Source organism: Nonomuraea sp. bgisy101 (assembly GCF_057708945.1).
In genome coordinates this window covers 76,677-101,116 of record NZ_JBYITD010000031.1, presented here as the reverse complement: position 1 = coordinate 101,116, position 24,440 = coordinate 76,677, and the positions used below count along the sequence as shown (strand labels likewise).

22 protein-coding genes are annotated in these 24,440 nt (G+C 68.2%); 11 read left to right on the top strand and 11 right to left on the bottom strand.

All coding sequences use genetic code 11. The annotated features are described in order from the left end of the window. The first annotated feature begins 184 nt into the window (after positions 1–184). Positions 185–559, top strand: a complete 375-nt coding sequence (locus AC3EO4_RS42215) for a hypothetical protein (protein WP_379576289.1) — start codon at positions 185–187, stop codon at positions 557–559. On the opposite strand, the gene AC3EO4_RS42210 is transcribed toward AC3EO4_RS42215, so the two are convergent. The 3 genes from AC3EO4_RS42210 to sodN form a co-directional block, all read right to left on the bottom strand. Then, the gene (locus AC3EO4_RS42210) at positions 556–1,335 is read right to left on the bottom strand and encodes an RNA polymerase sigma factor SigF (RefSeq protein WP_379576288.1); all 780 of its coding nucleotides are present in this window, start codon (positions 1,333–1,335) and stop codon (positions 556–558) included. The two genes, AC3EO4_RS42215 and AC3EO4_RS42210, sit on opposite strands and share 4 nt — an antisense overlap. 17 nt (positions 1,336–1,352) lie before the next feature. Next, positions 1,353–1,763, bottom strand: coding sequence for an ATP-binding protein (locus AC3EO4_RS42205; protein WP_183655876.1), 411 nt, complete (start codon positions 1,761–1,763; stop codon positions 1,353–1,355). Between the two features lie 119 nt (positions 1,764–1,882). After that, positions 1,883–2,284: a superoxide dismutase, Ni gene (gene sodN, locus AC3EO4_RS42200; RefSeq protein ID WP_358135023.1), complete on the bottom strand. Its 402-nt coding sequence runs from the start codon at positions 2,282–2,284 to the stop codon at positions 1,883–1,885. A gap of 30 nt (positions 2,285–2,314) precedes the next feature. On the opposite strand from sodN, the gene AC3EO4_RS42195 reads away from it, so the two are divergent. Then, on the top strand, positions 2,315–2,656 hold the full coding sequence (locus AC3EO4_RS42195; RefSeq protein WP_379576287.1) for a S24 family peptidase: 342 nt from the start codon (positions 2,315–2,317) through the stop codon (positions 2,654–2,656). A gap of 20 nt (positions 2,657–2,676) precedes the next feature. On the opposite strand, the gene AC3EO4_RS42190 is transcribed toward AC3EO4_RS42195, so the two are convergent. Next, positions 2,677–3,093 carry a CGNR zinc finger domain-containing protein gene (locus tag AC3EO4_RS42190; protein WP_431901233.1) on the bottom strand — a complete coding sequence of 139 codons (417 nt, stop codon included), beginning with the start codon at positions 3,091–3,093 and terminating at the stop codon, positions 2,677–2,679. Between the two features lie 134 nt (positions 3,094–3,227). On the opposite strand from AC3EO4_RS42190, the gene AC3EO4_RS42185 reads away from it, so the two are divergent. From AC3EO4_RS42185 to AC3EO4_RS42175, 3 genes are all read left to right on the top strand, one after another. Then, on the top strand, positions 3,228–4,436 hold the full coding sequence (locus AC3EO4_RS42185; protein WP_379576285.1) for an NAD(P)-dependent malic enzyme: 1,209 nt from the start codon (positions 3,228–3,230) through the stop codon (positions 4,434–4,436). 178 nt (positions 4,437–4,614) lie between these two features. Further along, positions 4,615–5,754, top strand: a complete 1,140-nt coding sequence (locus AC3EO4_RS42180) for an NAD(P)/FAD-dependent oxidoreductase (protein ID WP_431901279.1) — start codon at positions 4,615–4,617, stop codon at positions 5,752–5,754. A gap of 184 nt (positions 5,755–5,938) precedes the next feature. After that, a complete protein-coding gene (locus tag AC3EO4_RS42175; protein ID WP_379576283.1) occupies positions 5,939–7,297 on the top strand; it encodes an NsdA family TPR-like regulatory protein in 1,359 nt (452 codons plus the stop codon). A 48-nt stretch (positions 7,298–7,345) separates the two neighbouring features. Here the strand turns inward: AC3EO4_RS42175 and AC3EO4_RS42170 are convergent, their stop codons facing one another. From AC3EO4_RS42170 to AC3EO4_RS42145, 6 genes are all read right to left on the bottom strand, one after another. After that, positions 7,346–8,923, bottom strand: a complete 1,578-nt coding sequence (locus AC3EO4_RS42170) for a trypsin-like serine peptidase (RefSeq protein ID WP_431901230.1) — start codon at positions 8,921–8,923, stop codon at positions 7,346–7,348. 188 nt (positions 8,924–9,111) lie between these two features. Continuing rightward, complete coding sequence (locus AC3EO4_RS42165) at positions 9,112–10,632, bottom strand: trypsin-like serine peptidase (RefSeq protein WP_379576281.1); 1,521 nt, start codon at positions 10,630–10,632, stop codon at positions 9,112–9,114. Between the two features lie 456 nt (positions 10,633–11,088). Beyond that, a complete protein-coding gene (locus AC3EO4_RS42160) occupies positions 11,089–12,603 on the bottom strand; it encodes a trypsin-like serine peptidase (RefSeq protein WP_379576280.1) in 1,515 nt (504 codons plus the stop codon). Positions 12,604–13,079: 476 nt separating this feature from the next. After that, positions 13,080–13,571, bottom strand: a complete 492-nt coding sequence (locus tag AC3EO4_RS42155; protein WP_431901227.1) for a hemerythrin domain-containing protein — start codon at positions 13,569–13,571, stop codon at positions 13,080–13,082. A gap of 412 nt (positions 13,572–13,983) precedes the next feature. Then, entirely contained in the window at positions 13,984–15,138 is a 1,155-nt protein-coding gene (locus AC3EO4_RS42150) for a trypsin-like serine peptidase (protein ID WP_431901225.1), read from the bottom strand. 295 nt (positions 15,139–15,433) lie between these two features. Further along, positions 15,434–16,504, bottom strand: coding sequence for a trypsin-like serine peptidase (locus AC3EO4_RS42145; protein WP_431901223.1), 1,071 nt, complete (start codon positions 16,502–16,504; stop codon positions 15,434–15,436). A 198-nt stretch (positions 16,505–16,702) separates the two neighbouring features. Here AC3EO4_RS42145 and AC3EO4_RS42140 point away from each other — a divergent pair, with 198 nt between their 5' ends. The 3 genes from AC3EO4_RS42140 to AC3EO4_RS42130 all read left to right on the top strand — a co-directional run bounded on the left by AC3EO4_RS42140 (position 16,703) and on the right by AC3EO4_RS42130 (position 19,623). Continuing rightward, a complete protein-coding gene (locus tag AC3EO4_RS42140) occupies positions 16,703–17,812 on the top strand; it encodes an SSI family serine proteinase inhibitor (protein ID WP_431901221.1) in 1,110 nt (369 codons plus the stop codon). A 246-nt stretch (positions 17,813–18,058) separates the two neighbouring features. Beyond that, a complete protein-coding gene (locus AC3EO4_RS42135) occupies positions 18,059–18,406 on the top strand; it encodes a YciI family protein (protein WP_379576275.1) in 348 nt (115 codons plus the stop codon). A 65-nt stretch (positions 18,407–18,471) separates the two neighbouring features. Then, complete coding sequence (locus tag AC3EO4_RS42130) at positions 18,472–19,623, top strand: RNA polymerase sigma factor (RefSeq protein WP_431901218.1); 1,152 nt, start codon at positions 18,472–18,474, stop codon at positions 19,621–19,623. A 40-nt stretch (positions 19,624–19,663) separates the two neighbouring features. Here AC3EO4_RS42130 and AC3EO4_RS42125 read toward each other — a convergent pair whose 3' ends face one another. Continuing rightward, positions 19,664–20,782, bottom strand: coding sequence for a trypsin-like serine peptidase (locus tag AC3EO4_RS42125; RefSeq protein ID WP_431901216.1), 1,119 nt, complete (start codon positions 20,780–20,782; stop codon positions 19,664–19,666). Positions 20,783–21,058: 276 nt separating this feature from the next. On the opposite strand from AC3EO4_RS42125, the gene AC3EO4_RS42120 reads away from it, so the two are divergent. From AC3EO4_RS42120 to AC3EO4_RS42110, 3 genes are read left to right on the top strand one after another with little or no spacing between them, the layout of a single operon-like run. Continuing rightward, positions 21,059–22,492, top strand: coding sequence for an acetyl-CoA synthetase (locus tag AC3EO4_RS42120; protein WP_431901214.1), 1,434 nt, complete (start codon positions 21,059–21,061; stop codon positions 22,490–22,492). Positions 22,493–22,547: 55 nt separating this feature from the next. Continuing rightward, positions 22,548–23,435, top strand: a complete 888-nt coding sequence (locus AC3EO4_RS42115; protein WP_431901213.1) for a hypothetical protein — start codon at positions 22,548–22,550, stop codon at positions 23,433–23,435. Between the two features lie 9 nt (positions 23,436–23,444). Beyond that, positions 23,445–24,401 carry a zinc-binding dehydrogenase gene (locus tag AC3EO4_RS42110; RefSeq protein WP_431901211.1) on the top strand — a complete coding sequence of 319 codons (957 nt, stop codon included), beginning with the start codon at positions 23,445–23,447 and terminating at the stop codon, positions 24,399–24,401. Positions 24,402–24,440 lie beyond the last annotated feature (39 nt).

The window sequence follows — 24,440 nt, the reverse complement described above, 5'->3', positions numbered from 1 at the left end:
AGGGCGGCCGGTTGGGAGACCGAAGGGGCGGAGCGGGATGATGGGAGATCGCAAGCCGGTCCATCGATCCCGATGTGACGGCGGCCGGCCGAAGTCCCGCTGGAGTAGCGTGGAGGACGGCCGGTCACCGGTGACCGGCGTTGGCCTTGACCCCGCTTGCCGTACAAGAGGAAAGAACACACGCATGCGCCCTTGGAGTTTGGTGGTGGCGGCCGCGATCGTGGCGCTGGAAGGGCTCGTGGCGCTCGGGCTCGGGATCTACGCGGCGGTCGGCACCCTGGCAGGGCAGGCGGGCGACACCACCGCGGCCGTCGCCGAGGCGGCGTTCGGCATCCTCATCGGCGCGGGACTGATCTGGGTCGCCTGGGGCGGGCTGCTCAGGGCAGAGCGCTGGGGCAGGGCACCCGGCGTACTGACCCAGATCTTCATGATCCCCGTGTCGGTGACGGTGATCCAGTCGGGCCAGCCCGCGATCGGCATACCACTGCTGGTCGTCGCGATCGCGGGACTGGGCACGCTGCTCGCGCCGCCGACCACGAGGGCGTTGTACGGCGGCTAGTCCTCGGCCGTCAGCCCCTCGCGCAACTGCGCGAGCGTGCGGGCCAGCAGCCGGGACACGTGCATCTGCGAGATCCCCAGCTCGGTGGCGATCTGCGACTGGGTCATGTTGCCGAAGAACCGCAGCAGCAGGATGCGCTTCTCGCGCGGAGGCAGCCGCTCCAGCAGCGGCTTGAGCGACTCGCGGTACTCGACGCCCTCGAGCGACTCGTCCACGATCCCCAGCGAGTCGGACACGGCGGGCGCGTCGTCGTCGCCCGAGTCGGGGGCGTCGAGCGAGACCGTGGAATAGGCATTGGCCGACTCCAGACCCTCGAGCACCTCCTCCTCGGTCATCTTCAGGTAGGCGGCCAGCTCGGCCACCGTCGGCGCACGCCCCTCGCGCTGCGAAAGCTCGCTTATCGCCTTGGTCAGCGACAGCTTCAGCTCCTGGAGCCTGCGCGGCACCCGCACGGCCCAGCCCTTGTCACGGAAGTGACGCTTGATCTCGCCGACGATGGTCGGCGTCGCGTACGTGGAGAACTCCACCCCGCGCGCCAGGTCGAACCTGTCGATCGACTTGATCAGGCCGATGGTGGCGACCTGGGTCAGGTCGTCGAGCCATTCGCCCCTGTTGCGGAAGCGACGGGCCAGGTATTCCACCAGGGGGAGATGAAGCTCGACCAGCTCGTCCCTGATGCGCTGCCTGCGCGGCTCGTCGGGGCCCAGCTCGGCCAGCTCGGCGAAAAGCATGCGGGCGCGCACCCTGTCGGGCACGGCGTGGTCGCTGGCGGCCATGGCTCCAGTCCTTTCCGTCACGCCGGCCTCGCCGCGCCTCGGCGCTTACGCAGAACGATCGCCATGCGGTCGGGGGAATCGGTGACCGCGTCCACGTCGTCGGCCAGGGCGGTCAGCACCATCCACGCGAAGTCATCGCGCTTCGGCGCCGAACTGCCCACGGTCGCGACTTCCACCCTGACCTGCATCTCCTGCCCGGTCAGTTCGAACTCGGCCGTCAAGTCGGTGCCCGGCACCGCCTCGTTCAGCAGCATGGCGCACGCCTCGTCGACGGCGATGCGCAGGTCCTCGATCTCGTCGAGCGTGAAGTCAAGCCGTGCGGCCAGGCCGGCGGTCGCCGTACGCAGCACGGACAAGTACGCGCTCGCGGCGGGAAGCCTGACGCTCACCACATCACGGATCACGCGCGCCTCGGTGTCCTCGGTCACGTTCCTCCTCGCGTATAGGACGCTCTCTGCAACTTACCGCCACCTGGAGCCGATTGGCGTCCTCAGACGCGCCAACCAACGAAAAAGGCCCCGCAGTCGCGGGGCCCTTCAGCGGCTGTTCAGGCCGCCTTCGTCTCCCAGAAGATCTTGGAGATCTCGTCGATCTTGCCGAGCAGCTCGTCGGCCTTGCCCACGTCGACCGTGCCCTTGCCGCCCGCGGCGCCCGCGAGCTTGGTGGCCTCCCAGAACAGCTGGTGCAGCTGAGGGTAGGTCTCCAGGTGCGGCGGCTTGAAGTAGTCGGTCCACAGCACCCACAGGTGGTGCTTGACGAGCTCGGCGCGCTCCTCCTTGATGGTGAGAGCGCGGGCGCGGAAGACGGGGTCCTCGTTGCCGGCGTACTTCTCCATGATCGCCTTGACCGACTCGGCCTCGATCCGGGCCTGCGCGGGGTCGTAGACGCCGCAGGGGAGGTCGCAGTGCGCCGAAGCGACGTGCTTGGGTCGTAGCAGTCGTGCGAGCATCAGAAAGTCCTTCCTTGATGCTGTGTCAGCTTGGTCCAGTTACCGACCTTACTCGTGCAGGGAGATCGCAAGCCCATGAGGGTGCGTGTCGAAGGAGACTCCATGCGGCCCGCGCTGCGGCCGGGTGACTGGCTGCTGGTACGGCGTGGCGCGGCGGTCCATCCCGGCGACCTGGTCGTGGCCAGACTGCCCGGCGAGCCCTCGAAGCTGATCGTCAAACGCGCCCAGTGGCACGGGGCCGAAGGGTGGTGGCTGGAGAGCGACAACCAGCGCGCCCCCGGACGCAGGGACAGCTGGGACTTCGGGCCCGTCGACGACATCGTGGGCCGCGTCGTGCTGCGCTACTGGCCGCTTCTGCGGCGGGTCAGGTAGGTCCTGCCGCTGCCGCGCGGCTACCGGCCGCTCTTACGGCGCGCGCGGTAGGCGGCGACGTTCGCCCTGCTGGCGCAGCGCTCGGAGCAGTAGCGGCGCGAGCGGTTGGAGGAGGTGTCGACGAACACCTTCGAGCACCGCGCCTCCCTGCAGACGCCCAGCCTGTCGGCGCCCAGCTCGGTGACCACGACGGCCAGGCCCATCACCGGGCCGCCCTCCGACAGGTGGAGGTGCCAGTCCTGCCCGTCGTGCGCGGAGATCTGCGGACGCACGGGATGCCGCGCGAGCAGCACGTTGAGCAGCTCGACCGCCTCCTCGTGCTTGCCCGCGTCGGCGAGCGCGAAGACGGACGCCAGTTCCTCGCGCAGGCCGTTCTCGTCAGGAAGCTCACCGTTGATGAGAAGGACCGCCAACTCCGCGTATGAGGTCAGATCCAACCTGTTAACACTCCTTACACATGCGCGCGTCTCAGTATGTGGCAGAATCAAAAAACGGGTGACCCCCGTACCCCCTCACGAAGACGCCTGCTCCACGACACCTTTCGTGCGGCGTCTGGTTCGTGCCCATTCCGATGACTACTGGGGTCGCTGTGGCTGTCACGCCCGCTTCTGTCTCTCTCGAATCCCTCGACCTGGATCCCGCCTTCGCCCTGCACCGCGGGGGCAAGCTCGAGGTCCGCTCCACCATCCCCGTCCGCGACGCGGACGACCTCTCCCTCGCCTACACGCCAGGCGTGGCCAAGGTCTGCACGGCCATCGCCGAGTCCCCCGAACTCGCCAGGGACTACACCTGGGTGTCCAACGTCGTCGCGGTCGTCTCCGACGGCACCGCCGTCCTCGGGCTCGGCGACATCGGCCCCTCGGCCGCCATGCCGGTCATGGAGGGCAAGGCGCTGCTGTTCAAGGAGTTCGCCGGGGTCGACGCGGTGCCCATCTGCCTCGACTGCACCTCGGTCGACGCCCTGGTGGAGACCGTCGCCAGGCTCGCGCCCTCCTTCGGCGGCATCAACCTCGAGGACATCAGCGCACCCCGCTGCTTCGAGGTCGAGGACAGGCTGCGGGACCTGCTGGACATCCCCGTCTTCCACGACGACCAGCACGGCACGGCCATCGTCGTGCTGGCCGCCCTCCAGAACGCCGCCCGCCTGACGGGGCGCCCGCTCAGCGCGCTGCGCGCCGTCGTCGCAGGGGCCGGGGCCTCGGGCGTCGCGGTCACCCGCATGCTGCTCAACGCGGGCATCGGCGACATCGCGGTGTCCGACTCGCGCGGCATGATCTACGAGGGCCGCTCCGGTCTGAACCCCTTCAAGGAGGCCCTGGCGGCCGACACCAACAGGAACGGGCTCACGGGCTCGACCGAGGAGGCGCTGTCGGGCGCCGACGTGTTCGTCGGCCTGTCCGGCTCGACCGTGTCGGAGGCGGCCATCGCCTCCATGGCGGCCGACTCCATCGTGTTCGCGCTGTCCAACCCGACGCCCGAGGTGCACCCCTCGGTGGCCGCCCGTCACGCGCGGGTGGTGGCGACGGGGCGTTCCGACTTCCCGAACCAGATCAACAACGTGCTGGCCTTCCCCGGCGTGTTCAGGGGGGCGCTGGACGTCCGGGCCTCCACCATCACCGAGAACATGAAGGTGGCGGCGGCGACGGCGCTCGCGGACGTGGTCGGTGACGAGCTGCGGGAGGACTACGTCATCCCCAGCCCGTTCGATTCCAGGGTCGCCCCCGCCGTGATCGCCGCGGTGGCCGCCCAGGCCCGCGAGGACGGCGTGGCCAGGCTCTGACACTCGCGTGGGCCCCCGGCACGGTCACCGCCGGGGGCCTTCCGCGTCCGGCGCGTCTCCCCACCGTCGTCCGCCCTGGGCGATCCACGATCCCGAGTGTGGCGGCGGTGTGGAGGTATCGGGCAGGTCGTGTGCAAACAGTCGCCCGGGCGGGGCATCGCGCCTACCGTCGCAGGATATGCAGACAGTGGATGTCCTGGTCGTGGGTGCGGGCCTGGCCGGCCTGCACACGGCCCGCCTGCTCGCGCGACAGCGACTGAAGGTGATGGTGGTCGACCGCCGCAGGTCGCTGTCGACGGGTATTCGCACGACCGGGATCTTCGTGCGTCGCACCCTCGATGACTTCGACCTGCCGGACCATCTGCTCGGGCCCGGCGTGCGGGACGTGCTGCTGTATCCGCCGTCGCGGCGGGCACCGATCCGGCTCGCCAGTGACCGCGACGAGTACCGCGTGGCCGACATGGCGGCCGTCTACGAGCACGCGCGCCGCGCGGCGGAGTCGGCCGGGGCACGGGTCCTCCTGGGCGTACGGTATGTCGACGCGTCGATGGGTGTCGTGCGGTTCGCGGGTGCGGGACCGGTGACGGCCCGTTTCGTCGTTGGCGCGGACGGCGCCCGCTCCCGGGTGGCCCGTGATCTCGGCCTCGATGTCAACCGGCGCTTCCTCGTCGGTTCCGAGCTCGTCCACCCGATCGCGTCGGGCACGACGACCCCGGCGTTCCACTGCGTGCTGGACCCACGGGTCGCTCCGGGGTACCTGGGGTGGGTCATCGACGACGGCCGGCACGCGCATGTCGGCGTCGCCGGGTATCCGGAGGCCATGCGCACCGGCATCCGCCACCTGCTGGACGCTTTCGCCGCGGACGCGCCAGGCCGCGCGGCGCCGGCCGGTCAGGTCGAGCGCCGAGGTGGTCCGATCCCGGTCGGCGGTGTGCTGCGACGGTTGGCGTGCCCCGCAGGGCTGCTCGTCGGAGACGCGGCGGGCGCGGTGTCGCCGCTGACGGCCGGCGGGTTGGACCCCTGCTTGCGCATGTCCGAACTGGCCGCGGCGGTCGCCGCCGGGTACCTGCGTACCGGCGACCGGCGCGTGTTGAGCCGGTACGACGGGGATGCGTTGCGGCGCCGGTTCCGTGGCCGGCTGTTGCTGCGCCGCGTGTTCGCCGGCATCCGATCTCCCGCCGCGGCAGAGGCGGCGGTGACCGTGCTACGCGGACGTGCCGGTCGTGCCCTGGCGGCGCGGATCCTGTTCGGTGACGGCTCGTTCCCCGATGTCGGCCCACGGCCGGCGGACCCACCGATCGACCGTCCATGCCGGTAGCGCCGCCCGGCTCGCCTGACCCGGGCGGTGCGACCCGCGGGTCAAGGGCAGGTCCAGGTGCGTGGCGGCGACCTGTCTCGCGGGGAAGTTTGCCGTTCCTTTTGGGAACGGCGATATTGGCGTTACGTTCCGTGCTACAACTGGAGCTCCCTGTAATGACGTGCGACTCTCCGCTGGGGGGCCCATGGAACGTGAGGCCAACCGGCCGCTCCAGGCGCTCATCGCCGAAGCGGGCTTCTCCCACAAGGGGCTTGCCCGCAGGCTCAACGACCTGGGCGCGGCCAGAGGCACGCCAGGCCTGAAGTACGACCACAGCTCCGTTCTCCGCTGGATCGGTGGCCAGCGGCCGCGTGACCCCGTCCCCTCGCTGCTGACGGAGATCTTCGCGCTGCGTCTCGGCCGCAAGGTCACACCGGAAGATCTCGGTATGCCGGTCATCGCGACGCCCCTCCACCTCGGGCAGGAGTTCACGCACACCTGGCAGGAGGGGGTCGCGACAGTGACAGCTCTGTGGCGAGCGGACGTGGAACGACGCAAGTTCCTGGTCGACTCCACCTTCGCGATCGGGGCGGGTTCGGTCGGAGCCATCCGCTGGCTGACGTTCCCGCCCGAGGCGCACCCCTCGGCGACCGGCGGGCGCAGGGTGGGGATGGCCGACATCTCCGCCATCCACGAGGTCACCCGCTCGTTCGGCGAGCTCGACAACCGATTCGGCGGGGGCAGGGTCCGCTCGGCCGTGGTCAAGTACCTCGACACCGCCGTCACGCCGCTGCTCAAAGAAGGTTCGTACGGCGAGAGCACGGGCAAGCGCCTCGCCTCGGCCGCCGCCGAGCTGACCAGGCTGGCCGGCTGGATGGCCTACGACCTCGAACAGCACGGCCTCGCCCAGCGCTACCTCATCCAGGGCCTCCGGCTGGCCCGCGGCGCCGGCGACGACGGGCTGGGTGGCGAGATCCTCGCCGGGATGAGCCACCAGGCCCTCTACATGGGACAGCCCGCCCACGCGCTCGACCTGGCCCGCGCCGCCCAGCAGTCCGCGCTGCGGGCGGGCATCCACACGCTCATGGCCTCCTGCCACGTCCTCGAGGCCCACGCGCACGCCGGGCTGGGCGACAAGACGTCGTGCGCCGCCTCGCTCAACGCCGCCGAACGCGACTTCGCGCGGCGGGCGCCGGGGGAGGAGCCAGCCTGGCTGTCCTACTTCGACGAGGCCTACCTGGCGGCGAAGTTCGCCCACTGCTACAGGGACCTGGGGGAGGGGGAGCGGGCCGTACGATACGCACGCAGATCGCTGGAGATGGACGGCCGGTACGTGCGAGGGCGGATGTTCAACCTCTCGCTGCTGGCGGCCGGGCTGCTGCAGTGCGGGGAACTCGAGGAGGCCTGCGAGACGGCCACGGAGGCGCTGGGGCTGGCCAACGAGCTCCAGTCGGTCAGGACGCGGACCTACGCGCTCGACCTGCGGCGGCGGCTGGAGCCGTACCGCTCGGAACCACCGGTGGTCGCCCTCAACGAACACGTCAAGGAACTCACCCCTGTGTGACGCGCATGAGGCGGCCCGGCTGGTGGCGAGCCGGGCCGCCGCACACACTCAGCCGAGCATCTCGCCCTTGGGGCCGATGATGCTCTTGGTCTCCGCGAACTGCGCCTTGTTGTAGACGTCGGCGGTCTCACCGTCGAAGTACGCCGAGCTGATCAGGTCGACCCGGTCGTTGCCGTCCTGGTCGTGGAACAGGCTGGTCACGCCGTTGACGTAGCCGAGGCGCTTGCTGTTGCTGTACTTCAGCAGCCACGGCCCGCCGTCCGCGCCGCCGGTCATCGAGCACTTCAGGACCTGGTGGGTCTCGACCCTGAAGCTGTTCACCTGGTACGTCTTCGTGCCCGTCTTGCCGTAGCAGTACTTGGGCGTGACGCCGGTGTACGGCTTGCTGCCGTCGGGGTGCTCGTCCGCGGGGTAGCCGAAGGCGAACACCGGCTGGCCCTGCGGCTGGTTCCATGCCATGCCCTGTCCGCCGACTGTGTCGCCGAGCTTGCCGGTGTCCTTGGCCAAGCCGATCATGAAGTGCGGGTCGCCAAGGAAGTAGGCGGCGTCGGCCCCGGGAATGATCCACTGCTTGACGTAGTACCTGGTGAGCTTCGCCGAGCCGGCTCCGCCCGTCACGGTTCCGAGGAAGGACTCCGACTTGTCCCAGTACTTGACCTGGTTCTTCTCGAAACGCTCGGCTCGCTGGGCTGCGGTCAGCGCCTTCAGGCTCTGGTACTCCGCGGCCTCCTGGTCGGAGAGGACGGTCGTGGTCGAGCGGGCCTTCGCACCGATCCGCGTCACATCGAGCCCTGCCGCGTCGTCGTAGGTCTCCGACGAGACCTCCTTCGGCTGGAAGACCCCTCGCTTGTCCTCAGGCCCCGTGGTCTGGGTGGCGACACCGTCGACGATCCTGCCGAGTCGCCCGGCGTTGACGCCCTTCTCGTAGTCGTCCTTCGCGACCTTCTGCCACCTGTTGTCGACCCACTTGTCGCCCTTCCACTCAGCGAACTCGCTCGGGGAGACCTCACGCGAGCCTGGAAGGTCGAAGCCGTTGTGGACCGCCACGAAAGCGAAGTCGCCGTCGTAGTCGTCGTAGGTGTCGAGATCGTAGGTGGTGAAGGCGTACGCGCCGGCGAAGACACCGAAGGGTGCCTTGCCCTGGTAGTAGCCGGGCACGAAGACCCATTTGGCGAACACGTCACGGCCGCGCTCGTACACGCAATGGCCCGCGGTCGCGACCAGGTTGCGGTGCCTGGACTGGACCGAGGTGGCCGAGCACCAGCGGTAGTCGCCCTTGCTGTCGACGAAGAAGACCTTGCCGATCGTCTTGGGCAGGTTGACGTTCTTCACCTTGCCGCCGGTCGTCGCGGCGCCGATGGGGGCGACGACGCCGGGCTTACCGTCATCGGGGGTGTCGCTGCTCACCCGGACAAGCTTGGTGATGTTCTTGTAGTCCCAGTGGTACTGGGCGGCCTTCTTCAGGGCAGCGCCGTTGGCGTCGAGCCAGAACAGGGCGGTGCTGTAGGCGTCCGCGGGCTTGGGTGCGAGGGGATCGGTGACCCAGCTCGGCGCGGCGGCGGCCGGCGCGGCGAGAGCTGCGGCCGCCAGGCCGGCAGCCGCCAGGGGGATGAGCAGGCGCTTCAACGGGAGGCTCCACAGAGTTAACAAAAGGGTGTAAGGACCCTATCGACCCTTGCGTCACTTGCGTAAGGGATCTTTTCTGAGTGTTTTCTCCAGAAAAGGCCGAAGGGCCCGGCAGAAGCCGAGCCCTTCGGATGAAGCATGGTGGAGTTCCGAGGTTTGGACCCTCAGGCTCCGGGTGATCGCGAAGACTAGCTACCGACGGTCGGCAGGATCTTGCCGGACGCCTGGTTGGCAGCAGCCTTGTACACGGCGGCGGTCTCACCGTCGAAGTACGGGCTCGAGATGTAGTCGACGCGCTCGTTGCCGTCCTGGTCGTTGAAGGTGCTGGTGACACCGTTCACGTAGCCGAGACGCTTGGCGTTGCTGTACTTCAGCAGCCACGGGCCACCGTCGTAACCGGGGGTCACGGGGCACTTCAGCGCCACGTGCTCCTCGATCTTCTTGGCGGCGGAGCCAACCAGCTTGGCGCTGGTCTTGCCGTAGCACCACTTCGGCGTCACACCGGTGTACGGCTTGGAGCCGTCGGGGTGCTCAGCGTAGGGGTAGCCGAAGGTACGGACGATGCCACCGGTGGGCTGGTTGTACGCGAAGCCCTGGCCACCGACGACGTCACCGAGACGGCCCGTGTCAACGAGCTTCTCGATGATGAAGTGCGGCTTGAAGATGAAGTACTGCGCGTCCGAGCCAGCGATGACCCACTGCTTCACGTAGAAGCGGTCGATCTTCCACTGCTTGGTGGCGGGGTCCTGGTACGCCTTGCCCAGGCCCGGCTTCTCAGCCTCCTGCTCGGAGACGACGGTGGTGGTGACGAACGCCTGCGCGCCGACCTTGACGTCGGTCGGCCCGCCGACAGCCGCAGCGGCCTTGTAGTCGGCCTCGTTGACTTCCTTGGGCTCGTACACGCCGCGCGAGTCCTGCGGACCAGTGGTCTGCGGGGCGGTGGCGGGCACGACGTCACCGGTGTTGCCGGTGGTGGCAACCCACTTCTCGTACTCGTCCTTGGAGACCTTGATCTTCTCGACCTTGACGTCCTTGCGACCCGTGTGAGCCTTCCACGCGTCGTAAGCGACCTCCTGGCCACCCACGCCACCGATGCCGTTGTACACGGTCACGAACGCGTAGTCGCGGTCGTAGTCCTCGTACACGTCGAGGTCGTAGTGGGTGTAGGCCTGCTTGCCGACGAAGATGCCGTAAGGCGTCTTGCCCTGGTAGTAACCGGGGACGAAGACCCAGCGGGACACAACCTCGCCGTTGTTGGCCAGGTCGTAGACGCAGTGACCGGCAGTCGAAACCAGGTTCTTGTAGTTCGACTGGATCGAGGTGCCGGAGCACCAGTACAGCTTGCCGTCCCGGGCCTCGAAGAAGACCTTACCGATGGTCTTCGGCATGTTCACGTTGTGAACCTTGGCCGCGACCTTCTTCTCCTCGCCGATGGGCGCGACGACACCCGGCTTGGTGTCGGCGGTGTAGCCACCCTTGGAGACGAGCTTCTTAACTTCCTTGTAGTCCCAGTGGTAGGCCGTGGCCTGCTTCAGGGCGTAGTTGTTCGACTTCGTCCAGAAGTCGATCGTGTTCAGAGCAATCTCGGTGCTCTTCGCGAGGTACTCGTCCTGGGGAGCAGGCGTCGCCGAGGCGGTACCGGCGAGACCAGCGGCCAGCAGACCGGTGGCCAGAACGGCACCACCAGCAGGGAGGAGGATGCGCTTCAAGGTAACTCCTTGCGCTGTCGTGGAACGCCTCTTGCGTCCCATGCGTCAGTAAAGGGATAGCCAGGAACATACAGTGCCGATCTTGAAAACTGGAAGCCGCTTTGGCAGGAAAAGGCCGCACAAGTCGGGCGTGATCGTTCTGTGATGTTTAGGCGTCCGAAGCGCACGCTGGGTGTCCGCGGGGACAGGGGACTGTTTCCGCAGATCATCATAAAGATGTGGTTAGTGTGGCGAATGAGGTTGCAGTGCCCCGGTCGCACCGGGTGAGGATCGCGTGTGATGCAGATCACATTCGTCTGATGGCACCGTTTCGCGCCGTCGTGCGTCGAAGGGGCCAGCAAATTTCGATCAGACCTACGAATGTCACCCAAACGCAGAGGGGCCCGACTGTCGTCGGGCCCCTCTGGTGTTGCTAGGTAAGCCGAGGATCACCCCTCAGCTCGGTTGTACGACAGCTCAGCCGGTGATCTTGCCGGACCACACGTTCGCAGCGGCCTTGTAGACGGAGTTGGTCTCACCGTCGAAGTAGGGGCTGGAGATGTAGTCGACGCGGTCGTTGCCGTCCTGGTCGTTGAAGGTGCTGACGACACCGTTCACGTAGCCGAGACGCTTGGCGTTGCTGTAGTTGAGCAGCCAGGGGCCACCGTCGGCGCCCTCGGTCATGGAGCACTTCAGTGCGATGTGCTCCTCGATCTTCTTGGCGGCGGAACCAACGGTCTTGGCCGTGGTCTTGCCGTAGCACCACTTGGGCGTGATGCCGGTGAAGTTCTTGTGACCGTCGGGGTGCGCCGCAGCCGGGTAACCGAACACGCGGACGTACTTGCCGGTGGGCTGGTTGTAGGCGAAGCCCTGACCACCGACGTTGTCACCGAGGCGGCCCGCATCCGTCACGGGGACGATGATGTAACGGCTCTCGATGATGTAGTACTCGGCGTCCTTGCCGGGGATGACCCACTGCTTGGTGTAGTAGCGGTCGATCTTCCACTGGCCGTTGGCCTTGTCCTCGTAGGCGTTGCCCGGGCCCTTGTAGGCCGCCGCCTCTTCCTTGGACACGAGGGTCGTGGTCTTGAACGCCTGGGCGCCCACCTTGATCACGGTCGGGCCGCCGACGCTGGCCGCGTCGTTGTAGGCCTTCTCGCTGACCTCGAGCGGGGTGTAGACGCCGCGGTTGTCCTCGGGGCCGGTCGTCTGAGGCTTGACCTCGTCAACGACCTTGCCGACTCGACCGGTGGTGCCGACCCACTTCTCGTACTCGTCCTTCGTGACCTTGACGTCCTTCTCGTCCACGAACTTCGGACCCTTGAAGGCGTCGAACTCGGACTTGGTGACCGTCTTGGCACCGTCGAACTTGATGCCGTTGTAGACGGTGACGAACGCGTAGTCGCGGTCGTAGTCCTCGTAGACGTCGAAGTCGTAGTGCGTGAACGCCTGCTTGCCGACGTAGATGCCGAACGGCGTCTTGCCCTGGTAGTAACCCGGGACGAAGACCCACTTCGACATGACGTCGGAGTTACCGGCCGTGTCGTAGACGCAGTGACCGGCCGTGGCGACCAGGTTGCGGTACCTCGACTGGATCGAGGTGGCGGAGCACCACCGGCGCTCGCCCTTGGAGTTGATGAAGAAGACCTTGCCGATGGTCTTCGGCATGTTGACGTTCTGCGACTTGGTCGCGGTCTTCTTCTCTTCGCCGATCGGCGCGACGACACCCGGCTTGGTGTCGGCGCTGTAGCCGCCGGTCGACTTCAGCTTGGCGACGTCCTTGCTGTCCCAGACGTTCGACTCCTTGGCGGCCCTGAGGGCGGCACCGTTCGACTCGGCCCAGTACTTGGCGATGGACGTGGCGACTTCAGCGTTCTTCGCCAGCGGGTCGCTGGCGATGTCGCTGGCGGCCTGAGCGGTACCGGCCAGACCGGCAGCCAGAAGGCCGGTGGCCAGAACGGCGCCGCCGGCGGGGAGGAGGATGCGCTTCAAGGGAACTGCTCCTTGCTCTGTCGTGGGACGCAACATGTGTCCCATGCGTCAGTAAAGGGATAGCAAGGACCATAACGCGGTGATCTTTGCAGGTGGAAGCCGTCTCGAGGCATCTGAGAATCGCCCTTACCGGCGTGACCCTTCCGTTATCAGTCAGAGATGATCGCGGGGAGTGATCGTCGCACCACGTTTTCGCAGGGTCTCGTGGGGTTGTTGCGCATGAGGCGGAAGTGGAGTGAGTGGGGGGACACTCTGCGTAAGGGCTCTAATGTGACTCAGATCACAGGAACCGGATGGCACCGAATCGGGACTCACTCCGTCTAATATCACTCGATCTTGCCAGGAAACGTTCAGGAAAGAGACTTCGGGCTACGTTTCGGGCGCTTGCCGTAACGGTGAGTGATCGCGTTGGCACGGTCCATGGAAGGGCAACAGAACGGGCCGCCCCGTGGGGCGGCCCGTTGGTCGGTTTTCAGTCAGGTTTTGAGGAAGTCCGGGGGTGATTCCGTCCACCCGGGGGCCTTCAGCGCGTTGAGCGCAGCGGTGATCTGGCGCTCCTCGAAGGCGAAGTGGGACTCCATGATGGCGGCCAGGCCGTCGAGCTCCCGGCTTACTCGCTGGACCTCGGCCTCGCCCGGCTCTATCCCGGCGTCGCCGGCCAGGGCCTCGATTCTGCGGAGGATGTCGGCCACCAGGTGGTGGTCCTGCTGGAGTTTCTCCAGGACGGGGCGGAGGTCGGGGAACTCCTCGGCCAGGGCGGGGAAGGCGGTGTCGTCCTCGCCCGTGTGGTGCCTTTCGAGGGCCGAACAGAAGGTCAGGCAGTGGGCGCGGAGTTCGCGCGGGCGGCGGGTGTTGCCCTCCAGGCTGTCACGCAGCTTCGAGAGCTCTTCGCGGAGCCAGAAGTGAACGTCGATCAGTTGGGTGCCGAACGCTTCGAGGCGTTCGGCGGGGTCGGTGGGTGATGGCACGTGTTTCCCAGGTTTTCGGCGCCTCCATGCCCGCGGCGGTCTCTTTGCCGGGTGCACTGCGACGCTGACCCGGGATCTCATCACCCTTTGGAGAAGCCGTCAATCGGGCGTGGCCACCGACCGTCCTGCTCGTGGTGACCGGCGAACGGGTGGGGGGACGCGCCGCGCGGTACGAGGCCGGCCTGTGGTCCCCGAGGAGAGTCGCGGCGCGTGTGGCGATGTGGGGTGCGTGGGGGGTGGTCGCTCGACCTGGTGGGCGGCGGGCAACCTGAAGGCCTTCTGGCTCCGGGGGATTCGAGGACGCCCCCCGGTGGGGGAGCACAGAAAGAAGGGTGTTGGACGCGGGGACGCCGGGTGGAGACATGGAGAAGGGCCCGGCGGGGGCCGGGCCCTTCTCAGGAAACGCTGGGTGTTACTTGAGCAGCTCGCCGCTCGGGCCGACGATCTTGCCGGATGCCGTGTTCTTGGCCGCGTTGTACACAGCGGCCGTCTCGCCGTCGAAGTACGGCGAGGAGATGTAGTCGACGCGGTCGTTGCCGTCCTGGTCGTTGAAGGTGCTGGTGACACCGTTCACGTAACCGAGACGCTTGGCGTTGCTGTAGTTGAGCAGCCACGGGCCACCGTCATAACCGGGGGTCACGGGGCACTTCAGCGCCACGTGCTCCTCGATCTTCTTGTCCGGCGCGCCGACGGTCTTGGCCGACGTCTTGCCATAGCAGTTCTTGGGGGTGACACCGGTGTACGGCTTGCTGCCGTCGGGGTGGGGCGCGTACGGGTAGCCGAAGGTGCGCACGATCTTGCCGGTCGGCTGGTTGTAGGCGAGGCCCTGGCCGCCGACGTTGTCGCCGAGACGGCCCGCGTCCTCGGACAGCAGGATGTAGCGGCCGCCGAACTTGGGCCCGACGAAGCGGTCGTAGTCGCGGCCGTCGACCTGCTTGACGCCGGTGAAGCGGATGCCGTTGTAGACGGTGACGAACGCGTAGTCGCGGTCGTAGTCCTCGTAGACGTCGAAGTCGTAGTGCGTGAACGCCTGCTTGCCGACGTAGATGCCCCACGGCGTCTTGCCCTGGTAGTAGCCGGGGACGAAGACCCACTTGGACATGGTGTCGGCGTTGCCGTCGGTGTCGTAGACGCAGTGACCGGCGGTCGCGACCAGGTTCTTGTAGTTGCCCTGGATGGAGGTGGCCGAGCACCAGCGGGGACGGCCGCTGGCGTCGAGGAAGAACACCTTGCCGATGGTGCGGGGGATGTTGACGTTCTGGGCCTTGCCGGTGCTGGTGGAGTTACCGGTCGGGGCCACCATGCCGGGGTTGCCGTCGGGGGTGTAGCCGCCCTTGGAGACGAGCTTCTTGACCTCCTTGGAGTCCCAGTAGTAGGCGCTGGCCTGGCGGAGGGCGGCGCCGTTCGACTTCCACCAGAAGGTCGCGATGGAGGCGGCGTCGCCGGCGTTCCGCGCCATGGGGTCGGAGGCGATGTCGCGGGCGGCCTGGGCGGTGCCGGAAAGGCCAGCGGCCAGGAGACCGGTGGCCAGGATCGCACCACCAGCGGGGAGGAAGATGCGCTTCAAGGTATAACTCCAGGTTTCCTTTGCGCTGACCGTGACGCCTGTTGCGTCCCAAGAGTCAGCAAACGGATAGCAAAGGAACCTACAGGGGCGGCTTCGGTCATGTGAATTTCCACTTGATCACGTCAACGGACAAGTCGGGCGAACTGCGCGGACCGTGATCTGTCTGAGATGAAGTGACCTTGCGTGATCTGTGCTGATCAGCGCGCCCTTGACGCGTAGGTGATCAAATGGTTGCCACGAGTGTGTGTGATCTGGGCCACATTTTGCCGAGGTGGCCGTCCGAAATCCCGAAATTTCAGGTGATGGAGTCGTTGGCCGCGTGATCGTAGACCTCGAACGTCGTCGCGGCGAAGTACGGCGAGGACACCGCGTCGTACTTGCCCACCGCGTCCAGGTTCCACGTGAGGCTGTTGATCCCGTTGAGGTAGCCCAGGCCCGTCGACGGCTTGTAGCCGAGCATCCACGGCCCGCCACTGGCTCCCGCGCTGAAGTCGCAGCCGGTGAGCAGCACGCCCCACTGCAGGTTGCGGGTCGGGTTGACGGTCCGCTTGGTCTTGCCGTCGCACGTCTTGAGCGTGCGGCCGTCGAACGGGTGCGAGTTGTCGGGCTGCGCGCCCGCGGGGTAGCCGAAGGCGCTGACCTGGTTGCCGGTCTTCTTGCCGACCGTCAGGCCCAGCCCGCCGACGTTGTCCGCCAGCCTGCCGACGTCCTTCATGACGGCCTTGCCGTTCTCTGTCGTCCAGCGGAAACCGCGGTGGACGGAGATGAAGGCGTAGTCGTAGTCGTAGTCGCCGATGGCCGCCCAGTCCTCGTGCATGTAGAGCGTCGAGCCGACGTAGACGCCGTCGGGCGCGTCGCCGTCCTTGCCGGGGTTGGGGACGAACACCCAGTTGGCGCTCTTGCCGAGGCGCGGGTCCCACGCGCAGTGGCCCGCGGTGGCGACGAGGCTGCGGTTCTTGGCGGCGACCGCGCTGGCCGAGCACCAGAACTCCCTGCCGCCCTGCTGGAAGTAGACCTTGCCGATCGTCTTGGCGACGCCGCCCTTGGCGGGTGCGGCCGGCGCGATGTCGCGTGGCGCGCGCCTCTTGGCGGCGCTGTTGTTGATCAACGAGCCCGCCGAGGTGGAGGGCGAGGACGACGGCGTGGACACCTTGGTGCCGGGCGTGGCGGGGGAGTTGTTGTCGGCGTCCTTGAGGCGCTCGGGCTTCCAGTACTCGGCGACCTTGCGCATCTCGGCGTCGGACTTGGCCAGCGGCTCGGAGTAGACGTAGTCGGGCGGAGCGGTGGCGGCGGCGTGGGAGACCCCCGTGATTGCGGGCAGCATCAGCAGAACGCCGCTGGCAGCGGCGATCGCGAGTTGCCTCATGCGGGGGATCATGAAATGCCTTCCTTGGACCGTAACGAGCGATTTTTCCAGATCGTAAGCGCTATTGCAGCCTGGATTGGCGATCGTTATCTGATCAAGAAAGGCAAGTGCTTGTATGAGGGCATCGTCCGATAGGTGCCCAATATCCCGCGCGTCGGTCGTTGTCCCTGGTCAAAGGCCCAGGAGAGGCTTCTTGTCATGAGAAGACTCGCATGTTTGGCCGTGCTTTGCTGTACGGCTTTCGCCGCGTCTCCCGCGCCCGCGACGGCGACCCCCGACCCGAACCCTGATCCTGTGCGGGGGATCGCCGACGTGATCATGAAGAAGGTCAACCAGAAGCGGATGATCATTCTGAGCGCCGGGTCGCGCCTGGCACTTCTGACGTGTGATCCGTCCCAGGCCTCCACGCATCCGAACCCGCAGCAGGCCTGCGCGGAGCTCGACGCGGTCGGCGGCGACCCCGCCGCGCTCGAGCCCGACCCGAGCCTCAGATGCACCGCGGGGTACGAGCCCGTCCGCGCGACCGCCACCGGCGTGTGGGACGGCAGGACGATCAAGTACAGGGAGACCTTCAGCAACGCCTGCAAGATGCGGGCCGAGACGAGATCGGTCTTCACCTTCAGAACGGCGACATCGAGGCAGCGGCCCGAGGAGGGCGACTTCGGGCGCCGACCCGGCGAGGGCGACCTCAGGGGGATGACCTGGAGCGGTCGGTTCCAGGGCGAGGAGCACAGGGGGGCGACCTCACGTGATCGGATCCCCGACGAGGAGCACAGGGGGACGGGCTCGCGGGGCTGGTTCCCCGGTGGCGAGCACAGGGGGACGGGCTCGCGTGGTCGGTTCCCCGACGGCGAGCGCGGGGGGATGGGCTCGCGGGGCTGGTTCCCCGGTGGCGAGCACAGGGGGACGGGCTCGCGTGATCGGTTCCCCGGCGGCGAGCGCGGGGGGATGGGTTCGCGGGGCTGGTTCCCCGGTGGCGAGCACAGGGGGGCGACCTCGCGTGATCGGTTCCCCGGCGGCGAGCGCGGGGGGATGGGTTCGCGGGGCTGGTTCCCCGGTGGCGAGCACAGGGGGACGACCTCGCGTGGTCGGTTCCCCAACGAGGATCGCGGGGGGATGGGCTCGCGGGACTGGTTCCCCGGAGGCGAGCACAGGGGGACGACCTCGCGTGGCCGGTTCCCCGACGGGGAGCACAGGGGCATGACCTCACGAGGCCGGCTCCACGAGGGTGACCTCAGAGGGGTGAGCTCGCGAGGTCGGCCGCACATGAACGACCTCAGGTGGGGGCCCATGGACGGCCGCCGGTAGGCGGCGACACCGGATCGAGGCCCGAGGCGGACAAGCTCTCGCGGACGGCCCCTGCGCGTCCTCGGGCAGGGGCCGGGCGGCGGACGGCGGCGCCGAGGCTGCCGAGGGCGGCGATGCCGCGCGCGAACCCTCCGCCGACACCGCGACCACGTTGTCCGCCTGCCCGACGAGCAGCAGCCCTGCGAGCCGACGGCCCGCGCTCGGACGGCCCGCGCTCGGCATGTCTCGACATGTAGCGTCGAATTCATGAAGTACATGTTGATGATCTACACGAACGCCTCCGCAGCGCAGGCCGTCAGCGAGAACATCGACCAGGCCATGGCGACGGTGGAGGACCTCATGGCCGAGCTCACCGCCGCGGGCGAGTGGGTGGGCGGCGAGGCGCTCGCCGACCCGGCCGGCTCGCGGACGATCACGCTGAAGAACGGCGTGCCGGCTGTCACCGACGGGCCCTTCCTGGAGTCGAAGGAGTACCTCGCGGGCTACTGCGTCATCGACTGCGCCTCGCCCGAGCGGGCGCTCGAGGTGGCCATGCGCTGGCCGGACGTGGCCTACGGCGGCGCGATCGAGCTGCGTCCCGTCTTCGAGGAATGACGCGGGCATGAGGGAAGAACTGCTGAGAGAGCCGGCGCCGCAGGTGCTCGGTGAATGACGCGGGCATGAGGGAAGAGCTGCTGAGGGAGCTGGCGCCGCAGGTGCTCGTGCGGCGTTACGGCCGGTTCGACGCGTGCGAGGACGCGGTGCAGGAGGCGCTGCTCGCGGCGGCGACGCAGTGGCCGAAGGACGGCGTGCCGGACAATCCGAAGGCCTGGCTGGTCACGGTCGCCTCCCGCCGGATGATCGACGAGATCCGCAGTGAGGAGGCGCGGCGGCGCAGGGAGGTGGAGCAGGCCTACGAGGAGCCGCCGGAGGTCTCCGACCAGGACGACACGCTGACGCTGCTGTTCATGTGCTGCCATCCCGCGCTGACGCCCGCCTCTCAGATCTCGCTGACGCTGCGCGCGGTCGGGGGTCTGTCGACCGCGGAGATCGCAGGGGCCTTCCTGGTGCCCGAGTCGACGATGGCCCAGCGGATCAGCAGGGCGAAGGCGACGATCAAGAAGTCCGGCGCCACCTTCGAGCTGACGCCCAACCGGCTCGACGTGGTCATGCACGTGCTCTATCTGATCTTCAACGAGGGTTACACCGCCACCTCGGGGCCCGACCTGCATCGCGCCGACCTCACCGGTGAGGCGATCAGGCTGGCCAGGACCGTGCGCCGGCTGCTGCCGGACGACGGCGAGGTGGCGGGGCTGCTGGCGCTCATGCTGCTTACCGACGCCCGTCGCGCGGCGCGCACGAGCGTGGACGGCGCGCTGATCACGCTGGACGAGCAGGACAGGAGCCTGTGGGACAAGGATCTGATCGGCGAGGGCGTCGAGCTGGTGACGGCGGCGCTGTCGCGGGGGCCGCTGGGGCCGTACCAGCTCCAGGCGGCGATCGCCGCCGTGCACACCGAGGAGGGGGAGACCGACTGGCCGCAGATCGTGGCGCTGTACGAGCTGCTGGCGCGGGTGGCGCCGGGGCCGATGGTGACGCTCAACCGGGCGGTGGCGGTGGCGATGGCGCGGGGGCCGCGCGAGGGTCTGGCCCTGCTCGACACCATCGAGGGGCTCGACGGGCATCACCGGCTGCATGCCGTACGGGGGCATCTGCTGGAGATGGCGGGGGAGGAGCGGGCCGCGCGCGAGTCGTACGCCAGGGCGGCGGCGCTGACGGCCAGCGTGCCGGAGCGGCGCTACCTGGAGGAAAAGGGGAGGCCCCGGCCCTGAGAAGGACCGGGACCCCGGTGGCAGGTGCTGCCCTCGATGTCTAGCCGGGCTGGTTGCCGCTCCAGCGGTTGGCGGCGGCCTTGTACACCTTGTAGGTGTCGCCGTTGAAGTACGGCGAGGAGATGCGGTCGTAGCGGTCGTTGCCGTCGGTGTCCCAGGCGACGCTGTTGACACCGATGAGGTAGCCGGTCCTGCTGGAGTTCTTGTAGTTGTACAGGAACGGTCCTCCGCTGGCGCCGGCGGTGAAGGAGCACTTGAAGCCGATGTGCTCCTCGATGCGGAACTTCGGCGCGGGCGGCATGGCGGCCGTCGTGCCGTAGCACCACTTCATGGTCTTGCCGGTGAAGGGCTTGTCACCGTCGGGGTGCTCGCCTGCCGGGTAGCCGAAGGAGAACACGGTGGCCTTGGTGCTGCGGTTCCAGGTGAAGCCCTGACCGCCGACGTTGTCGCCGAGCCTGCCGACGTTCTTCTTGACGACGTGCCAGACTCCCTTGTTGTCCTTCTCCCACTGCGGCTTGAAGCCGTTGTAGACGTTGACGAAGGAGTAGTCGTAGTCGTAGTCCTCCTTCACGACGAAGTCGTCGTGAGCGTTGAACGTCTTGGCGGCGTAAATGCCGTAGGGGGTTTTGCCGTCCCACTTGTTGTTGCCGTCCCAGTACGACGGGATGAACACCCAGTTGTCGTAGAAGACGTTGTGCTTGACGTCGTAGACGCAGTGGGCCGACGTGGCGACGAGGTTGCGGTACTTGCCCTGCACCGAGGTGCCTGAGCAGTACTTCCAACTCCTGCTGGCGTTCTCGTTGGCGCCGGGCAGCGTGAAGAAGATGCGGCCGACCGTGTTCGGCAGGTTGACCTGCTTGGTCTTGGTGGCCTTGGCCTTCTCCTGGCCGATCGGCGGGACGGATCCGGGCGGGCCGTCAGGGGTGGAGTTGGTGCCCTTCGCGCCCCTCACGTCCATGGACAGGTCGTCGTTGATGTCGGTGGCCGCGCGGAGCTTGTCCGGCGTCCAGAACGCGATGGCGCTGGCTGCTGAGGTGGTCGCGTCCTTGGAGACGACATCGCTGGGGGCCGCGGCCTCGGCCGCGGTCGCGCTGATCAGACCCGCGGCCATTCCGATGGCCGCGACGCCGACCGTGAGGCGCCTTGCTCGGGAAAACATGGAGCTCCTTCCGGTTCTCGGCGGCCCAGAGCGGGGAACGGTGCCCCGGTGGGCCAGGAAAACGTTGAGGACGCTACTGAATGGCGCAAGGCGTGAACCAGGAAACGACGCGAAAAAGTCTGGGACGGTTCCATTCCGTTATTGAAATAACCAATTCGCATGTATTCAAGAATGGTATTTCCGCAGGTGGCCGACGGTGTCGAATATCGCTGGCAACACCATTAACAAATGTCCCAGCCTTTACATACCGAACATTGCTCTGGTTATATCGGCGTTATGGATCCACGCACCCCCTGCCTCGTCGGAGCCGCCCAGCTCACCGTTCGCGACCAACCGGGACCCGAGCCGCTGCTGCTGTGGGAGACGGTCGCGCGGCAGGCGCTGGCCGAGGCGCGGCTGGGCGGCGCCCGCCTCGACTCCGTCCAGATCGTCTACACCGACTCGTGGCAGTACGACGACCCCGTGGCGCGCCTGGCCGAGCGGCTCGGCGCCGCTCCGCGGCACAGGGCCTACTCCAGGGTCGGCGGTACGGCGCCGCACCTGCTCATCGGCGAGGCGGCAGGCAGGATCGCCGCGGGGGAGATGGACGCGGCGCTGGTCGTGGGCGCTGAGGCGCTGGCAACCAGGCGCGCCTACCGCAAGGCGGGCGAGCACGTGACGTGGAGCCATCCCGCCGATCCCAAGCCGCCCTACGGGTGGGAGAGGGGGCCGCACCAGGCCGAGCTGGCGCACGAGCTCTTCCTGCCCGTGCACACCTACGCGATCATGGAGACCGCCCGGCGCGAGGGAATCGCCGAGGAGCGGGCCTCACGCGGTGAGCTGTTCGCCCCGTTCACCGAGGTCGCCGCGGTCAACCCGCACGCCTGGCACCGTGCCGTGCTGTCATCCGACGAGCTCGTGACGCCGGGGCCCGGCAACCGCTTCGTCGGCTGGCCGTACACGAAGAAGACCGTCGCGGTCATGGAGGTGGATCAGGCGGCGGCGCTCGTGCTGGTCGGCACCGGGCTGGCCGACCGGCTCGGCGTGCCCCGCGACCAGCGGACCTACCTGAGAGGGTGGGCGTACGCGGAGGACACGTGGGAGGTGGCGGCCAGGCCCTCGCTCGGCTCCTCGGTCGCGCTCGGCGCGGCGGCGGGCGCGGCGTTCTCGCGGGCGGGCCTGTCCCTGGACGACATGGTCGCGCTGGACCTCTACAGCTGCTTCGCCGTCGCGCTGCGGATGGCGTGCGACGCACTCAAGCTGGACCCGCTGGATCGGAGGGGGCTGACGGTCACCGGTGGCCTGCCGTACGCGGGCGGGCCGGCCAGCGGCTACGTCCTGCACTCGACGGCGACGATGGCGGGGGTGCTGAGGGACGGCGGGCACGGCCTGGTCAGCGGGGTGGGCATGCACCTGACCAAGCACGCCTACGCCGTGTGGTCCAGCGTGCCGGGCGGGACGCGCGGCACCGCCGAGCCCGTCCACACCGCGCCGCCGGTCCCGATCGTGCCCGTCCACGAGGGCGCGGCGACGGTCGCCGGGTACACGGTCGCGCACGAGCGCGACGGGTCGCCGTCGAAGGGGCTGCTCGTGGTCGACCTGCCCGAAGGCGGGCGTGCCCACGCGTGGGTACTGCAGGCGGACCTGCTGGCCGACGCCATGGACAGGCAGCTGGTGGGCCAGGCGGTGCGCCTGACGACCGACGGGAAGGTCAACACCGCGGTCTGGTGAACGGATCACGCCCGAGGTCTTGCGTGAAGCGGCGTGAGGTCACCTGAATAAAGGTGTGCGTGACGTCATAGAGGCAGGCACTCCCAGGCGCAGGCGATGGATCGGCATCGTGGTCCTGGCCGCCGTTCTCGCCGTCCCCGCCATCAGCCTGCTGATCAGTAGGAACCCTGGAGAGCAGCAGGCGGGCAGGGCCCCGCAGGCCGCCACGACCGGGCCGGGGACGGGCGACGGACGGGGCGAGGCGACAGGAGGGCAGGCCAGCGTACCCAACATCCTGCGCGCCGGTCCGAGGACGACCGGCGACGAGGAGACCATCGACGTGGTGTTCCCCGACGGGACGAAGGCCCGGGTCCGCTACCCCGCGACGCTCCGGCTCGGCGACAGGGGGTCCAGGCCCTACCAGGGCGCGTGGATCAGCGGGGAGCGGGCGATGTTCCGCAAGCTCTACGCGCCCGTCGGCGGCGTGCCCCGGGGCACCACGTGGATCAGGAGCATGACCGGCGACGTCTCCCTGTGGTCCGGCCGCGACGGGCAGCTGCTGATCTTCGCTTTCGGCAGGTGGCGGATCGCGTTGCAGGACAGCCGCGACGGGCTGACCTTCGAGCAGCGCATGGAGTGGGCCAGGTCGCTCAAGGGCAAGGAGACGCGCGACGGCTATCTCGTGCTGTCGGCCAAGGACCCCGTCCACCTGTCCAAGCCGGGCGACCGGCTCGGCGGCGAGCCCGCGGGCCCCGGCCTGCTGTTCGGCGACGGGCGCAGCGAGCTGGTGTCGCTGGTGCTGACCCGTGACTGCCGGCGCAACAGCGGCATCCCGCCCGAGCTCCGGTGGAACGCCACCTACACCGACGGGGTGTGCAGGGGGGACGTGTTCGTCTCCGCGGCGGGGAAGGAGGCGTTCGTTCGGACGGCGCTGCTGGGGATCAAGGTGAAGCTCACCGAGTAGGGTGCGGCCATGTTCGCCGTTACCGCTACACAGACCGATCCCGACAACCCGCTGGCCGGGCTGACGCTCGGTGAGCATCCAGATCCGAAGGCCCCGGACGGCTGGACCACGGTGTCCGTGAAGGCCGCCGCGCTCAACCACCACGACCTGTGGACGCTCAAGGGCGTCGGCATCCGCCAGGACCGGCTGCCGATCGTGCTCGGCTGCGACGCGGCGGGCGTGGACGAGGAGGGCAACGAGGTCATCGTCCACTCCGTCATCGGCCAGGGCGCCGACGAGACGCTCGACCCCAAGCGGTCGCTGCTGTCGGAGGTCCACGACGGCACGTTCGCGGAGAAGGTGGCGGTGCCGCGCCGCAACCTGGTGCCCAAGCCGTCGGCGCTGAGCTTCGAGGAGGCCGCGTGCCTGCCGACGGCGTGGCTGACCGCTTACCGGATGCTGTTCGACAAGGCAGGGCTCCAGCCCGGCTCGACCGTGCTCGTCCAGGGCGCGGGCGGCGGGGTCGCCACCGCGGTGATCGCGCTCGGCAGGGCGGGCGGGTTCAGGGTGTGGGCCACGTCCCGCTCGGAGGAGAAGCGGCAGAGGGCGCTCGAGCTGGGAGCCGACCAGGTCTTCGAGCCGGGGGCCAGGCTGCCGGAGCGGGTCGACGCCGTGATGGAGACCGTGGGCCAGGCCACGTGGGACCACTCGCTGAAGTCGCTGCGCCCTGGAGGACGGATCGTCGTGTCGGGCGCGACCAGCGGGGCGGTGCCGCCCGCCGACCTGAACAGGGTCTTCTTCCTGCAGCTGTCGGTGGTCGGCTCGACGATGGGCACCCGCGACCAGCTCGGTCGCCTGGCGGTCTTCCTGGAGCAGACCGGCGTACGCCCGCTCATCGACAGGTCGATGCCGATGGCCGAGGCGCGTGAGGGGTTCGCCGCGATGCACGAGGGCGAGTTGTTCGGGAAGGTCGTGTTCACGCTCTGAGATAAGTGACGGGTTACTTCGCCGTCTCCCGGGTGATAC